At 41.9% G+C, this 15,620-nt stretch carries 13 protein-coding genes and 1 pseudogene; 7 read left to right on the top strand and 7 right to left on the bottom strand.

Annotated features, from left to right (window positions below):
- Positions 1-10: 10 nt before the first annotated feature.
- The 6 genes and pseudogenes from HUS62_RS08685 (at position 11) to yegD (ending at position 7,807) form a co-directional block, all read left to right on the top strand.
- Positions 11-1,705, top strand: a complete 1,695-nt coding sequence (locus tag HUS62_RS08685) for a mechanosensitive ion channel family protein (protein WP_282658464.1) — start codon at positions 11-13, stop codon at positions 1,703-1,705.
- 368 nt (positions 1,706-2,073) lie between these two features.
- Positions 2,074-4,335 carry a TonB-dependent receptor gene (locus HUS62_RS08680; protein WP_175079192.1) on the top strand — a complete coding sequence of 754 codons (2,262 nt, stop codon included), beginning with the start codon at positions 2,074-2,076 and terminating at the stop codon, positions 4,333-4,335.
- A 109-nt stretch (positions 4,336-4,444) separates the two neighbouring features.
- Entirely contained in the window at positions 4,445-4,744 is a 300-nt protein-coding gene (locus HUS62_RS08675; protein ID WP_175079191.1) for a hypothetical protein, read from the top strand.
- A 48-nt stretch (positions 4,745-4,792) separates the two neighbouring features.
- Positions 4,793-5,449, top strand: a pseudogene (locus HUS62_RS08670) (HAD family hydrolase).
- 83 nt (positions 5,450-5,532) lie between these two features.
- Positions 5,533-6,372, top strand: a complete 840-nt coding sequence (locus HUS62_RS08665; protein ID WP_175079254.1) for a DNA ligase — start codon at positions 5,533-5,535, stop codon at positions 6,370-6,372.
- A 67-nt stretch (positions 6,373-6,439) separates the two neighbouring features.
- On the top strand, positions 6,440-7,807 hold the full coding sequence (gene yegD / locus HUS62_RS08660; RefSeq protein WP_175079190.1) for a molecular chaperone: 1,368 nt from the start codon (positions 6,440-6,442) through the stop codon (positions 7,805-7,807).
- Between the two features lie 32 nt (positions 7,808-7,839).
- Here the strand turns inward: yegD and HUS62_RS08655 are convergent, their stop codons facing one another.
- The 3 genes from HUS62_RS08655 to HUS62_RS08645 form a co-directional block, all read right to left on the bottom strand.
- The gene (locus HUS62_RS08655) at positions 7,840-8,304 is read right to left on the bottom strand and encodes a methylglyoxal synthase (protein ID WP_175079189.1); all 465 of its coding nucleotides are present in this window, start codon (positions 8,302-8,304) and stop codon (positions 7,840-7,842) included.
- An 8-nt stretch (positions 8,305-8,312) separates the two neighbouring features.
- Positions 8,313-8,945 carry a LysE family translocator gene (locus tag HUS62_RS08650; RefSeq protein ID WP_175079188.1) on the bottom strand — a complete coding sequence of 211 codons (633 nt, stop codon included), beginning with the start codon at positions 8,943-8,945 and terminating at the stop codon, positions 8,313-8,315.
- Between the two features lie 81 nt (positions 8,946-9,026).
- Positions 9,027-10,199 (bottom strand): multidrug effflux MFS transporter, encoded by a 1,173-nt coding sequence (locus HUS62_RS08645; protein WP_175079187.1) that lies wholly within the window; start codon positions 10,197-10,199, stop codon positions 9,027-9,029.
- Between the two features lie 177 nt (positions 10,200-10,376).
- Here HUS62_RS08645 and HUS62_RS08640 point away from each other — a divergent pair, with 177 nt between their 5' ends.
- Entirely contained in the window at positions 10,377-10,853 is a 477-nt protein-coding gene (locus tag HUS62_RS08640) for a hotdog fold domain-containing protein (RefSeq protein WP_175079186.1), read from the top strand.
- Here HUS62_RS08640 and HUS62_RS08635 read toward each other — a convergent pair.
- The 4 genes from HUS62_RS08635 to hppD form a co-directional block, all read right to left on the bottom strand.
- The gene (locus tag HUS62_RS08635) at positions 10,850-11,332 is read right to left on the bottom strand and encodes a polymer-forming cytoskeletal protein (RefSeq protein WP_175079185.1); all 483 of its coding nucleotides are present in this window, start codon (positions 11,330-11,332) and stop codon (positions 10,850-10,852) included. The two genes, HUS62_RS08640 and HUS62_RS08635, sit on opposite strands and share 4 nt — an antisense overlap.
- Positions 11,322-12,473 carry a M23 family metallopeptidase gene (locus tag HUS62_RS08630; RefSeq protein WP_175079184.1) on the bottom strand — a complete coding sequence of 384 codons (1,152 nt, stop codon included), beginning with the start codon at positions 12,471-12,473 and terminating at the stop codon, positions 11,322-11,324. The genes HUS62_RS08635 and HUS62_RS08630 overlap by 11 nt, the downstream gene beginning before the upstream one ends.
- A gap of 151 nt (positions 12,474-12,624) precedes the next feature.
- Positions 12,625-13,938 (bottom strand): fumarylacetoacetase, encoded by a 1,314-nt coding sequence (gene fahA, locus HUS62_RS08625; protein ID WP_175079183.1) that lies wholly within the window; start codon positions 13,936-13,938, stop codon positions 12,625-12,627.
- 143 nt (positions 13,939-14,081) lie between these two features.
- Entirely contained in the window at positions 14,082-15,128 is a 1,047-nt protein-coding gene (gene hppD, locus HUS62_RS08620; protein WP_054551780.1) for a 4-hydroxyphenylpyruvate dioxygenase, read from the bottom strand.
- Positions 15,129-15,620 lie beyond the last annotated feature (492 nt).

Here is a 15,620-nt window from a genome sequence, read left to right as displayed (position 1 = left end):
GGAATAAAGTGTGAGCCGTTGTAATACCAAGTTTTCATTACAATTTAGTAAGTTATTAGTGTGTTTTTTACTGTTGTTTAATGCGCCATTATGGGCAACAACCACACCCGAAGTGACCGTTAAATCTTTAATTGATAAAGACAACAAGGAAGAGCAAGCGGAACAAAAGCCGGCCAAACAAGAACATGAAACGAATACATCTGCAGCAACAGAAAAAGTGCAGGAACCTCTCGAAGATGACTTACCCTATGATGCCTTTGATCGAATTACGCCTCGAAGCTCCATGCAGGGCTACTTAAAAGCGGCCCGCGCTCGCGATTTTGAACGTGCAAGCCATTATCTTGATTATCGTAACTTACCCAAAGACGTTGAGGCATTAGGAAAAATCCAGCTTGCTGAAAATTTATCAGTGGTACTGGATCGCACTTTATGGGTCGATGTTGATAACTTGAGCAACAACCCTAAAGGAAAACAAAAAGAAAGCGTGCCTAGTTATCGCGATTTAGTTGGAGAAATCAGTACGTCACAAGGTAAAATACAAATTTTATTGCAAATCGTGCCTGATGATAAGACAGGTAATCGGATCTGGAAAATATCCAATGCAACAGTAAGTCAAATCCCTTTACTCACCAAAGAGTATGGCTATAACCGAATTGGTGAGTGGCTTTACAATAACCTGCCTGACATTGAGTTTTTGGGTGTGATGCTTTGGCAGTGGATTTATTTTGCCTTCTCATTTGTACTGTTTTTAGCGGTCGCGATCATCATTACCCGTTTAATTACATTTATTCTCGCACACTTAAAAGTGCCGGTAGAAAAAGACGTTATCGGTTTTATAAATGGACCAATTAGCTTGTTACTTGCGGTACTTATGGCGCGCTCATTGAACGATCAATCAAATGTAACTATTGCTGTGATGGCGCTATTCCATGGCGCAACTGTGTTATTGATCGCATGGGGTTGGATTTGTCTACGAGCTGTTGATCTTGCCAAACACAGATTAAGCCAACGCTTTATCAAACAAGATAAACCGCAAGCGATTTTCTTATTACGCCCTATAAGTAATGTAGCCAAAACCCTGATTGTCATTTCGTTGCTATTCATGTGGTTTGAAAACTTAGGCTTTAATGCCACTACCTTACTGGCAGGTTTAGGTATTGGTGGCCTTGCAATTGCCCTTGCAGCGCAAAAAACCGTTGAGAATATCATTGCAGCAATCACCCTATATATTTCTGCACCAGTAAAAATAGGTAGCTTATGTAAGTTTGGCAGCCAGTTAGGCACGGTAGAAGAAATAGGGCTAAGAGCAACGCGAATTCGAACGCTTGATCGCTCGGTTATCTATGTGGCGAATGCAAAGTTTGTTGATATGCAGCTTGAGAATGTCTCGGAACGAGAGCGTATTTCTTATCGACCTAAATTGATGCTCAGTGCCAATACTAAGCAACAAAACCTAATGTCGTTTATGCAAGCCCTAAGAGCGCTTTTAGAGCAACATAAGCACATCGCCTTTGAGCCTTGTCGTGTTCGCTTTAAAGGCTTCACACCTTGGGCTTTACAGGTGGATGTACTAAGCTACGTAGAGACTGTCGACTTTGCTTTTTATATGGAAGTAATCGAAGAGTTAAACTTAGCAATCTTAGGCTTATTAAATGAGCATGAATGTGAATTAGCTAACCCAGAATTCGCACGTGTGACTGATTAGTTGCTAAAAAAGGGGTAAATGAAAGCGGCTCTCATGTGTACATAATGTCTACACATTGTTGTAACTATATGCACAGGACATATGTCCGCTTTGGTGAAAAATAATTGCATAAAATCTTCTAAATGCGGCGATGTTGCCGCTAATTGTTGTAAAAAATTTGTATATTTCTAATTTTTAATGCAGTAAAAGTGTCATAAAGTGTTATAATCGTCAGCGTTCGTTCAGCCTCTTTACTTCGTTTTGCACTCTCGAACTAGAGGTCCGCGCAGCTTATTACAAGGCGCGAAAAATTGGCCGAGCCCGTCAAATGAATTGACGCAACATCATCACCGTTGAATAAGAGTGCATAAAAAAGGTTAAAACCCGACATGAAAGCAATGAAAAGATCTACGTTAGCAACACTTATCAATGCAACGTTGTTCTCTGCCGTAGCAGGTACTTCATTTTCAACTCTTGCTGCCGACGAAGCGCCAGCAGCAAAAAACAACCAACTAGAAGTTATTCAAATCACCGCTCGTAAACGTGTAGAAAACGCACAGGAAGTACCTGTAGCTGTATCTGCATTACAAGGTGACAGCTTAGATGCTTACAGCTCAGCTGGTATGGATATTCGTTTCATGAATGCGAAGATCCCAAGTTTATCAATCGAATCTTCGTTTGGTCGTTCTTTCCCACGCTTTTATGTTCGTGGTCTAGGTAACACTGACTTTGACCTAAATGCTTCTCAACCAGTTTCGTTAGTTGTAGACGAAGTTGTTCAAGAGAACGCAATCTTAAAAGGTTTCCCTGTATTTGACGTAGCACGTGTAGAAGTTCTACGTGGCCCACAAGGTACTTTGTTCGGTCGTAACACACCGGCTGGCCTTGTTAAATTTGATACAGTTAAGCCATCACAAGAATTTGAAGGCTATGGCTCAGTATCTTACGGTAGCCGTGGCGCAGTTGATTTTGAAGGTGCTGTTGGCGGTGGCTTAACAGACCGTTTATCAACGCGTGTTTCTGTACTTTGGCAAGAAAAAGACGATTACATCGATAACCGTGCACCGGGTTTTGAACAAGATGACGTATTAGGTGGTTACACTGAAAAAGCGGCACGTGTTCAGTTCTTATATGAAGGTGACGATTTCACTGGTCTTTTCAACTACCACGTTCGTGATATGGACGGTACGCCAATCGCATTCCGTGGTAACGCTATTAAAGCAGGCACAAACGATTTAGCTGATAACTACGAGCATGATGTGGTTTACCACGATGCTGCTTCTCGTGCGACACAGCAAGTTGAATCTCAAGGCGCAAGCTTAAAGCTTGAGTGGGATATCAACGATTTAACTCTTACGTCAATCTCTGCATGGGAAAGCGCTGAAATCTATTCTCGCGCTGACATCGACGGTGGTTACGGTGCAAGCTACTTACCAGATATGGGCCCAGGTTTTATCCCGTTCTATTCTGAAAGTGCTGACGGTATTCCAGATCAAGACCAATACACGCAAGAACTTCGTTTATCTAGCAACTATGCTGGCGACGTAAACTTCCAAGTAGGTGTTTTCTACTTTGATGAAGCGCTAACAATCGAAAACTTCAGCTACGACACTTATGGTTCAACACCAGGTGAGTTAAACGGCTATGTTATCCAGCAGCAAGATACAAAAGCATGGGCGGTATTCGGTTCATTAGATTACACAATCACTGACGACTTAAAAATCACTGCAGGTCTACGTTACTCAGATGACGAAAAAGAGTTCTCTGCAAACCGTACTCTAAGCCCAGCAGGTGGCGGTGCGTTATTCCTAACAGAAAACCCAAGTGACGATCACGTTAGCTGGGATTTATCTGCTAACTACAAGATCAATGACGACGTAAACTGGTACGCGCGTGTTGCTAACAGCTTCCGTGCACCAAGTATCCAAGGTCGTATTTTATTCGGTGATGAAGTAACTGTTGCTGAGTCTGAAACTGTGACGTCTTTCGAAACAGGTATCAAATCAGACGTACTTGACGGCCAAGGTCGTGTAAACGCAACTGTGTTCTACTACACAATGGATGACCAACAATTAACAGCTGTAGGTGGTGGTGCAAACTTCAACCGTTTAGTTAATGCCGATAAGACAACTGGTTACGGTTTTGAGTTAGACACTGAGTGGGTATTAACTGACAACCTAAACGCTACATTTAACTTAAGCTATAACAACACTGAGCTTGACGATAAAGACCTAGCCGTTGACGTGTGTGCGCAGTGTACTGTAACAAACTCTTTAAACAGCGCAGGTCAAGCTATCCTTGATGGTAACAGCTTACCGCACGCACCTGAGTGGATCTCTAACCTTACATTACGTTATAGCCGCGAAGTAGCTGACGGTGAATTCTTCACTTACGCTGACGTGTCTTACCGTAGCGAAATCAACTACTTCTTATACGAATCAGTTGAGTTTGAAGGCAAGCCATTAACTGAAGTAGGTTTACGTGCAGGTTATGTTTGGGCTGAAGGTGACAACGAATATGAAGTATCAGCATTCGTTCGTAACATGTTCGACGAGCAACAATCAATCGGTGCTATCGACTTTAATAACAACACAGCAATGGTGAACGAAGAGCGTTACATCGGTGCTGAGTTCAAAGTAAGCTTCTTCTAAGCTGAAATAATAAGTCCTATTAAACCCGCTGTATAGCGGGTTTTTTCGTTTATAATCGCATTGGTAACTGCTAAAGTGGCAGGATTAATTGAAGAGAAAGAGAAAAACTATGGCTGGATTTTGGAACTACCGTGTAATTTTTTGTGAAGCAACAAAAGAGGAAGCGGCACAATATCAAATTCATGAAGTTGAATATAACTTAAATGGTAAAGTGACTAACTGGTCAGAAACTGGTGCAGCACCATTTGGTAATACAGTCGAAGAACTTGAAGCAGATGCAGAACGTTTAAAAACAGCGTTTTCTAAGCCGATTTTAAAAGTGGTAAGAAAGCAACGCGGCTACGAGCTGGTTGATGTAGAAACAGGCGAGGAAGCGTTTGCTGAGCCACCTGCGGGCTTAACTGAATAATCATATTTAAAGGTGCCTATGGCACCTTTTTACTTTGAAGGAATGAGGATGACTTTAAAAGCAGTATTGTTTGATATGGATGGCACCTTGGTTGACTCTGAAAGTGTGCATTTTAATATTTGGAATGACTTGTTAGCTCCTTTTGGCGTGCAGTATGATGAAGCTACGTTTTGTCAGCGCTTCTCAGGAAGACCAACACTTGAAGCCGCTAAAGAGGTTGTGAAAAATTATGGGCTTACTATCAGCCCAGAACAGTAAACGGATGATAAGTACGCTGCATTTGGCCGTTTTGTTAGAACTAATTTGCCCGCCTTTATGCCACATGCAAAAGCGGTGCTTGAGCAAGTCAAAGCCAGTGGTTTAAAAATGGCATTAGTAACAGGTAGTGCAAAAGATGAAGCCTATCCTATTTTAAAAGGCTATGACATTTTCGATTGGTTTGACTGTGTGGTTACCAAAGATGATGTTAATAATCCTAAACCTGCTGGTGACCCTTATCAACTAGCTCTAGATACGCTAGATATAAAGGCTAATGAGGCTGTAGCTGTCGAAGATACCTTTACCGGTGTCACTGCAGCAAGCAATGCCGGTGTTGCTGTGTATGCGGTGCCGAATCATTTCACGTTAGAGCATGATTTTAGTAAAGCCGCGGGTGTATTTGCTGATTTGAACGAATTTTTCAAATGGCTACAAACTAAACTATAATTAGCTGACTATTGCTAAGCTGCTTTTGTTAAGTAGTCAAAGCCAGAGCCAGTTAATACTCACAAATTTGCAAGGAAGCAATGATGGTTAAATTCACTCGTGCGCTTTTGTGCGCAATCACTTTATTTATAGGCTTTTCAGCCGAAGCGCAACAAGCTCCTTCAGTCCTTTTAGCAAACGTCTATCAAGCCGAAAAGGTAAATGTATCTGACTATTTAGTTAGTGAAAAATATGATGGCGTTCGAGCTATTTGGACAGGGAGTCAATTAGTAACCAGAAATGGTAACCCAATTTATGCCCCCAAGTGGTTCACAGATCCACTGCCAGGTGTTTGGCTTGATGGAGAGCTTTGGACTAAGCACCAAGATTTTGCCAATGTGAGCGGGATCGTTCGAAAAGTCACACCTGTAGAATCAGAATGGCAAACCGTCAATTACATGATATTTGATATGCCGGATGCGACAACGCCATTTAGTCAACGTTATGAAAACTACACAAGGTTAGTAAACCAGCTGCAAAGTGAGCATATTAAAGCCGTTGCGCAAATGCACTTTAATGATAACAAGCAACTTAGTTTGTTTATGGATAAACTAATCGCACAAGGAGCTGAGGGCGTCATGCTGCATCTAGCAGCTGCAAAGCATAGTGCAGGGCGAAGTGATGCATTGCTAAAGTTAAAGCCTTATTTTGACGCTGAAGCGGTTGTAATCGGTTATATCGCAGGAAAGGGTAAGTATAAAAATATGCTTGGTGCACTCAAGGTGCGCAGCAGTGATGGTACCGAGTTTAAAATTGGCTCGGGGTTTACCGATCAACAAAGATCATCGCCCCCAGCGATAGGTAGTACTATTACCTACAAATATCATGGCTTTACTAAGAATGGGCTACCACGTTTTGCAAGCTTTTTACATGAAACGCCATAGCGTCATTCAAAAACGGCTGCGACTATGGTAAATTTCGCGGCCTTTTTATTGATGTATAGGTGTTAGAATGTTTGCAGGCTTTGATTACGGTAGCTCAAATTGTGCAATCGGTGTAATGAATAACGAGCAACAAGTCTCTTTAGTGCCGCTTGAGCAGGGCAAGCAATATTTACCCTCAACACTTTATACTCATCACAGTGCATTAGTTGTCGATTTTGTGACAAAACACCTTACGGGTAGCCCATTTGAGCACGATTTTAAAACTGAGCGACAAGCGCTTTTAAATACCATTCCTCGTATTAAATCTGACCTCGATATTCAAGCTGGTGATGAGACCTTATTTATAGGTCGCGAAGCAATTAGCGAGTATGTGCAATTTCCTGAAGAAGGTTACTTTGTAAAATCGCCTAAGTCATTCTTTGGTGCAGTAGGCTTAAAGCAAGGGCAAATAAACTTCTTTGAAGACATTGCCACGGCGATGATTTTAAAAATTAAACAACGCGCCGAGCAATCATTGCAAGACACATTAACAGAAACGGTAATTGGACGACCGGTAAACTTTCAATCAGTCGGTGGTGAAGAGTCTAATCAACAAGCGCTCGGCATATTAGAGCGAGCAGCAAAACGCGCAGGCTTTAAAGAGGTGTCGTTTTTATATGAACCATTAGCGGCGGGCATTGATTATGAAACCTCATTGCAGCAAGACCAAAAAGTGTTGGTTGTCGATATTGGCGGGGGTACTAGCGATTGCTCATTTGTACAAATGGGGCCGAGCTTTCGTGATAAGCAATGCCGTGACAATGACTTTTTAGCTCACAGTGGTAAGCGTGTAGGTGGAAATGATTTAGATATTGCGCTGAGCTTTCATGGTTTAATGCCATTACTAGGTTTAGGCACTGAGTTTAAATCGGGTCTTCCACTGCCGAATCAACCGTTTTGGCAAGCCTGTAAAATCAATGATGTAAATCTGCAAAGCCAGTTTTATAGCGATGCCCATCATCGCGAGTTACTGACTCAACTTCGTGAAGTTAAAGAGCCTGCGCTTTTTAAACGCTTAATTCAATTGCAGCAAAATAAGCAAGGTCACCAATTAGTGCAGCAAGGTGAAGCGGCAAAAATTGCGCTCTCGTCAGCGAATGAATTTACTACAGATTTGCGCTTCTTAGATTCAGACTTAACGCAGTGCTTAACGCTAAAAGATCTAGCTTTAGCTGTTGATGACTCAATAAGCCAGATAGTGAGCTTAGCTAAACAAGCGATTCAAGAAGCTGGCACAACGCCTGATGTCATTTACTTAACGGGCGGTAGCGCGCAATCACCGCTGATCAAGGCCGCGTTAAAATCCCATTTAGGCGATATAAATATGCTGAACGGGGATCACTTTGGTAGTGTTACTGCAGGTTTAACTAAGTGGGCGCACAAGCTTTATAGCTAATAGCCCCCACTTTGATATATCGACTTATAGAACTAAAGAGTCACTTGGCGCGTTGCGAGGTATTTTTCGTAATCTGGCAACGTGCGGCAAAGCGTCGTTTCCATCATAGGTGAGCTTAATAGCATATCGGCACTGACTTCATTACAGGCAACAGGAATATTCCAAACCGCAGCTAAACGCAGTAATGCTTTTACATCTGGGTCGTGTGGCTGCGATGCAAGTGGATCCCAGAAAAACACCAGCATGTGCACTTCATGTTCAGCAATTTTAGCACCAAGTTGTTGATCGCCACCCATAGGGCCGCTTAGCAGCTTAATTACTTCAAGCCCTGTTGTACGCTCGATTAAATGACCTGTTGTGCCCGTACCGTATAGCGTGTGCTTACTTAAAATGTCTTGGTGCTTTTCACACCACGCCTGTAGGGCTGCTTTTTTACCATCATGGGCTACGAGGGCAATATTCTTTTTGGCTGGTAAGGCTTGTTGTTTTTGTTCCATAAGTGCTCTTATATCAATAGGTTAATTGCTAGTGCAATAAACACCAGCCCCGTGATCCGATCAATCCAAATTTGGGTTTGTGGGTGCTCACGAAAATAACTGGCTATCTTATCGCCGAAATAAATATACGTGCAGTCGATTGGAAAAGCAAAAAGCGGGTAAAGTAAACCAAAAAAAGCGAGCTGAAAGGTCGTTGAAGATAAGCTCGGATCGACGAACTGCGGAATAAACGCAATAAAGAATAGAGCGACTTTTGGATTAAGTACCTCGGTCATCATTGCTTGAAACATCACATTTTGCTTTTTACTGGTACTTACATGGGGCTTTTCTTCGCACTCTGACTCAGGCTGTGTAAAGGTGTCTTTTAGCGTCATTACGCCCAAATAGCACAGGTACGCCGCACCTAAATACTGAACTGTGGTATAGGCAAGAGTCGACGCTTTTAAAATTGCTGTTAAACCCACCACCGCAAAAAAAGTATGCACCACACCACCTAGGGCAAAGCCAAAGGCACTTTGCATTCCGGCTTTACGGCCATTGGCAAAGGTTTGTGCCATTAAAAATGCATTAGAAGGGCCGGGGGCTACGGCAATTAAAAAGCTGGCGCCTAAAAACGACAGTAGAAATTCTGGATTGATCATCGGCACAAAGATAAAAAGCTAGGTAGTTGATTTTAACAAGCTTCTAGAAAAAGAAAAAGCGGGCAATCAATGCCCGCAGATTTATGACAAGTGCTTATGTTTGAACAGTAAGTAGGTAAATGGGATGAGCATTAAAAAGTGCACAGCAATTAATACTGGTGTTGTTAAATTTAAGAATTGCGTTATGAACACTAATAAGCTTGCACCACTCATTTGCATTAAGCCAATAAGTGCTGAAGCGGTGCCTGCTTGTTTAGGAAACAAACTTAATGCACGGCCTGCTGATGAGCCAAGTGTCAGTGCAAAACCAAACGCAGCAATAAACATCGGAAACATCAACGCAAGCGCAGTACGTTGTTGGCTAAAGGCCAACATTAAGGCACCAGCGATTACAAGCAACAAGAGCCCTGCTTTTAACGCGCGCTTAGGTTGGCGTTTGATATACAGTGGCATAATAAAGCTTGCAACAATGCTCAACACTGCATTACAAGTAAACCAAAAAGTGAAGTCGGTCACACTGCCATCTAATTCAGTAATAAGCCAGCCAGGTGCTAACGTAACGAATACTAAAATAGCCGACATAGTTACCAAGCAAATTAAGCTATGGAATAAAAATAACGGCGTGCTGATAATTGGCATAAAACGGCGCAGGTCAAGAATATGACCATTATATACACTATCTGCAGGGCGGGTTTCTTTATACATTAACAAGGTTATGAATAAACCAATGAGTGCAAATACAGCCATGAATAAAAAGTTCATGCGCCAGCCAAACTGTACTGTGAGCCAAGCACCTAAAATTGGCGCGAGGGCAGGGATAAAGCAGACGATACCATTAAGATAAGTAATGATTTGGCCGCTACGTTCACTACCAAATCTATCTCTTACAATGGCAAACGCTACTACAAATGTGGCACAGGCCCCCAAACCTTGCAGTGCTCTTGCAATCATCAGGCTTGTAAAATCAGGTGCCAGATACGCGCCAAAAGCCGCTAAACCATAAATTGTCACACCGGTGATTGCCACAGGCTTACGACCAAATTTATCTGCTAATGGCCCTGCAATGAGCTGTCCAAGCCCAACGGTAAGCATAAAAATAGCGACGGTTTGCTGAATTTGCTTTTCTGAAGCGCTGAATTGTTCTGCAATGGTCGGAAAAGCGGGTAAGTAAATATCAATTGCTAACGGGCTAAAGATAACCAGAAGGCCAAGAATAAATAGTAAGCTGAGGTTTTTGTGCTGGCGTGACTGCATTCGCTCTCCTTTAAAACGGTATTTTATGTGCCCCTAAAGAAAAAGAAAAGCGTTCACTTGGCTAAAAGTGTAATACATACGTAATCATTAAAACTGCTAACAAAAATTTTCCATTTCGCTATCTGGTCTGATGTGTTAGCTTTTTATCTCACATCATAAAAATAATGGATAAACGTCGTGAGCTCACAATCATCATTATTAAAAATTTGGACTAAATGCCTGTCACTGCCGAAGGGTAACTGGTTGTTTAGTAAAGCCGTGTGCTTTAAAGCCCCTTACTTTGGTTCAATAAAGCCATTGATCACAGATTTAACTGCTGGGCATTGCAGCGCAACTGTTAAAAATCGCCGAGCAATCCATAATCACATTGGTACCATCCATGCAATTGCACAATGTAATGTTGCTGAGCTATGCGCTGGCTTGATGGTTGATGCAACTGTGCCGGCAAAAACACATCGCTGGATCCCAAAAGGCATGACAGTGAATTATTTAGCAAAAATTGACACAGATATGCGTGCTGTTGCACAGATAGACGTGCCGAGTGAGTGGTTAGAAAAGCAAGACTTGCTGGTACCCGTAGAGGTGTATAACAGCCGCGATGAACTGGTTTTCACCGCGGATATCACAATGTATGTAACCGCTAAAAAACGTTAAGACTTATCAGCGGCTTGTTTATTTACAAACGACAAGTCGTTGTCATCATCAGCCAGTATTGAAGAACTCGTTTGTTCTTCAGGCTTAATAGGCGCCACATTATCTTCTTCATGACGATGTTTTAAGCTGCCTTCAATGATTGCCCCCGCTTCGATACTCAGGGTGTCATGAAATACATCACCATGGACTTCTGCAGTGCTTTCAATGATCACTTGATTAGCAATAAGTGATCCGAAGATTTTACCTTTCACAGTTACGCTATCTGCCTCAATCACGCCTTCAATCATGCCAGTGTGACCAATCACTAGGTGTTTAACATGCAAATCACCATCGATTCGACCATCAAGCTGAACTTCACCTTGGCTAGTAAGGCTACCTGTTAAACGCACGTCTTCAGAAATAATTGAAGGAGTATGGTTGGTTCTTTTTAATGTTGAGCCAGACGAACTAGCTGCTGGTTGCTTTTTTTTACCGAACACGAGAAAGCGCCTTTGTTATTTTAACTGGGTTGACATGTTTGCCATTCACTAAAACTTCGTAATGTAGGTGAGTGCTGGTACTACGGCCAGTACTACCCATTAAACCAATAACATCGTCTTTAGTCACTGTTTGGCCTTTTTTAACCTTAATTTTATTAAGGTGGCCGAAGCGAGTAACGAAGCCATTTTTGTGTTGAAGTTCGATAAAGTTGCCATAACCGCCATTACGACCTGCACGTAAAACGGTGCCATCAGCGGGAGCAAAAATTTCGGTTTTATGCCAGCCTGCTAAATCAACCCCTTTATGAAAAGCACGGCGGCCATTCATTGGATCTTTACGAAGGCCAAAACTACTTGATATATAGTAATCAGCAGCAGGGAGTGTTTGCGGTAATTCACTGAGTAAATTTTCTAAGTTATTCAACGCTAAAAGGTTATCGGCAATCGCTAAAAACTCAGCCGGAATTTTTGACTCGTCAAATAAGTCTAACGGGCCACCTTGAGCTGTGTCTGAGCTTTCAAGCACAGTCGTATTGGCAAGGCTGCTATCAAGGCCTGCGCTTTCTAACATGGCAACTATTTCTTGGTGACGAAGTTTGATTTGCTGATCTAATACAACAAAGCTGTTGTTATAAGCGGCATCAAGACGAGCTATGCGCTCAGAAATGCTTTCTATGTGTTTAACTTGTTTTGGTTGCTGTTCATCTTCTAATGGAGCGTGAAACTCTTCAGCGTGCTCTTGAGCAGGTAAAAGCAATGGCTCTGCGTCGGTTGGCAGTGCAGGTTTGTTCATTGACTCAGGTAGCGACTCAATCATGCTTTGCAATAGTGCTTGTTTTTGCTCAAGAATTGCCAGTTGCTCTAACTGTTTTTCATAGGCCGCTTGTTGCTGGAAGCGCTGTTGTTGCCACTGTTGTTGTTTGCTTAGTTGATTTTGTTCAATGCTGATGATTTGGTCAGCTTGTGACATGATCTGGAGTGTCGAAATACTTAGCCAAACAATGGCAGTTAAAATGACTAGGAGTGTAGTTAATTGTAACCAAGGGGCTAATACTAAGTGCTTTACTTCGCCATTTTGACGGATCAACAGCTGTCTAGCTGGAAAAAACGTGCGATAAAAAGACTTAAGTTTAACTAACATGGCGTACAAAATTTAACTAATAACCGAGTTAAGATAGCAATCTGATTTAAAAAAGCCAGAAAAAAATTGTAACTCAATTGAGAAAAGGCAAATAAAAAGGGCAAAAAATGCCCTTAATCGTTGTTCTGGAAATAAAAATAGCGAGTTATTTTTATTTGGCAGGTAGCACCGTACCTTCGACTGAACCAAAGCCAATGCGTGCAAAACCGTCTTTTTCACACCAACCACGCATAATTACGTTATCGCCGTCTTCTAAGAAAGTACGTTGCTCGCCATTCGCTAGAGTGATCTTTTCTTTACCACCGCGAGATAGCTCTAGTAATGAACCGGCTTCTTCGTGCTCAGGACCTGATTGCGTGCCCGAACCTAACATATCGCCCGGTTGGAAGTTACAGCCATTAACTGTGTGGTGAGCGACCATTTGCGCAACTGTCCAGTAAGAGTGCTTGAAGCTTGATTTAGATACCTGTGTTGGCGCTTCACCAGCTGCACGCATCTTTTCAGTTTCGATTTGTACATCCATTTTGATATCGAATGCACCAAACTCACGGTTATGAGCTGAATCTAAATAGTCCATTGGTTGTGGATCGTTCTCGTCACGTGTCCAGTTTGTTCTAAATGGTGCTAGTGCTTCTGTCGTAACAATCCAAGGAGATACTGTCGAAGCGAAATTCTTCGCAAGGAATGGACCAAGAGGCTGGTATTCCCACGCTTGTAAATCACGTGCAGACCAGTCATTAAATACACAGAACCCAAATACGTGGTTTTCAGCATTTTCAATGGCAATTGCATCGCCTAATTCATTACCTTTACCAAGGTAAATGCCTAACTCAAGTTCGTAGTCTAGACGTTTACAAGGGCCGAATGAAGGGACTTCTGCATCTGGCGCTTTAGTTTGACCGTTAGGACGGTGGAACGTTTGACCAGAAACATCAATTGACGAAGAGCGGCCGTGATAACCAATAGGTACCCATTTATAGTTAGGTAGAAGTGGGTTATCAGGACGAAATAGACTACCTACCGCTGTTGCGTGGTAAATAGAAGTATAAAAGTCAGTGTAATCACCAATACGGCACGGTAGCGCAAATTCGATGTCTGCCTGAGCGATAAGCGCTTCGCTTAATTGCGCTTGCTCACTCGCACCTTCACGCAATGCTTTCGATAACGCTAGGCGAAGTGCAGACCAATATTGCTGACCAAGACCCATAAATTCATTGAGTGTAGTTTGGCTTGCTGCTTTAACGGCAACCTGTGCATCACCAGAGAATAAATCAAGTTCATTTACTTTTGCTAAGTCGATAACTTGATCACCAATTGCGACAGCGCCACGGAACGCTTCGTCTGAATTTTTACGACGTACTTCTGCAAACGGAAGATTTTGAATTGGGAAGTCACAGTTCGCTTCGTTAGCAGATGCAACCCAGCTTTTCAGATTAATATCGTGGGTTTCGTTAATTAGGCTCATACTCTTTCCTTATTGGTTCGCGCTGATTTATTAGTTATCTATATGGAGGCAATCAACGCAATTTAAACAGTTAGTTTAAAACAGAATTTAAAACGACAAAAAGCAGCGTGTGAATAACGCTGCTTTTTATTCATTATGATGATTTAGATTACACCACGACGCTCTTGATCACGTTCGATTGATTCGAACAGCGCTTGGAAGTTACCTTCACCGAAACCGCCGTCATCTACACGTTGGATCATCTCGATAAAGATAGGACCGAATAGGTTCTTCGAGAAGATTTGTAGTAGGTAACAATTTTCGCTTTGGCTATCTACTAGGATCTGATGCTTACGGATCTTCTCTTTATCTTCTTTAACCCAAGGCACACGGTCAAAAATAGTGTCGTAGTACTCAGGGATGATATCAAGCGTCGCAATCGTTGATTGGTCAAGCTTATCAAGTGAGCTTACAAGGTCATTCGTTAGGAATGCTAAATGCTGTACACCCGGACCATTGTACTCATTTAAGTACTCATCGATTTGGTTATTATTGTTATCTTTACCTTCGTTGATTGGAATAGAGAAAGTACCGCACGGAGATTTAAGTGCGTAAGATAATAACGCTGTTTTTTGACCTTTAATGTCGAAGTAACGAACTTCAGTAAAACCAAATACGTCTTTATAGAAGTTAGCCCATGTTTCCATCGTGCCTTTATAAACGTTATTGGTTAAATGGTCGATACGGATGAAGCCTTTGTCTTCAACAATGTTTTGCTCGTTTAAATCTTCAAAATCTGACTCATAGATAGACCCTTTGTCGCCAAATTGCTCGATGAAATAAATTAAGCTGTCGCCGATACCGTAAATAGCAGGGTATGGTAAGTTTTTGTGAGTTGAATCTGTTGCAGGTTTTGCACCGCGCTCAACAGCAACTTCGAATGCTTTTTGTGCATTCTCTACACGCCAACCCATAGAACAGATTGCCGGGCCGTGGCTTTTAGCAAATTCAGCAGAGAAACCTTCACGTTCATTGTTTAGTAAGAAATGAATGTCATGTTGGTTGTAGTAAACAATGTCTTTACCTTTGAATTTTTTTAGCTTTGAGAAGCCAAAATCAGTAAACACTTTGTCCATGTAATCTGCATCTGGTGTTGCGTATTCAGTGAATTCAATGCCCATTAGGCCTAATGGATTATTTACTTCGCTCATTGTCATTACTCCCGCAATTATAAGCACTGCGCTAAAAAAGAATTATTGTTCTGTAATGAGCGGATGATTAACCAGAATCTCAATAAGGGGAAGATCCCCGCACTATTTAGCCAAAGCCCCTTTTGTAAATTAAATGGGACAATGATTTTAATTTCAGCAATTGCACTATCAACGGCAATGAGCAAGTCACTAGGTTGACTAAAAGATGCCATCCTTTTTTATATCTATCTATATGTATTTAATGGTAAATTTCAGTGTTTTTCAGGCAATAAAAAAGGCCTGAAACGGCCTTTTTTATTAAGTTGATTGTATAGTTTAGTTTACGGTTTGGCGCGCTTTGTTAAAAAACTTGCTGCGTTGTTGTAACCAAGGGTTATTCATAATTTGTGGCGCAGCTTGATAATGGCGCTCAACTACTTGGTTTAAGGTACGGGTTGATTGCGTAAAATTAAGTTGCTGCTGTGCAGCACCCATATTAGCAATCTCGGCATC

This window comes from Pseudoalteromonas sp. 0303, assembly GCF_013349995.1.
Lineage (GTDB): Bacteria > Pseudomonadota > Gammaproteobacteria > Enterobacterales > Alteromonadaceae > Pseudoalteromonas.
This window is presented reverse-complemented; position numbering and strand designations above follow the sequence as displayed.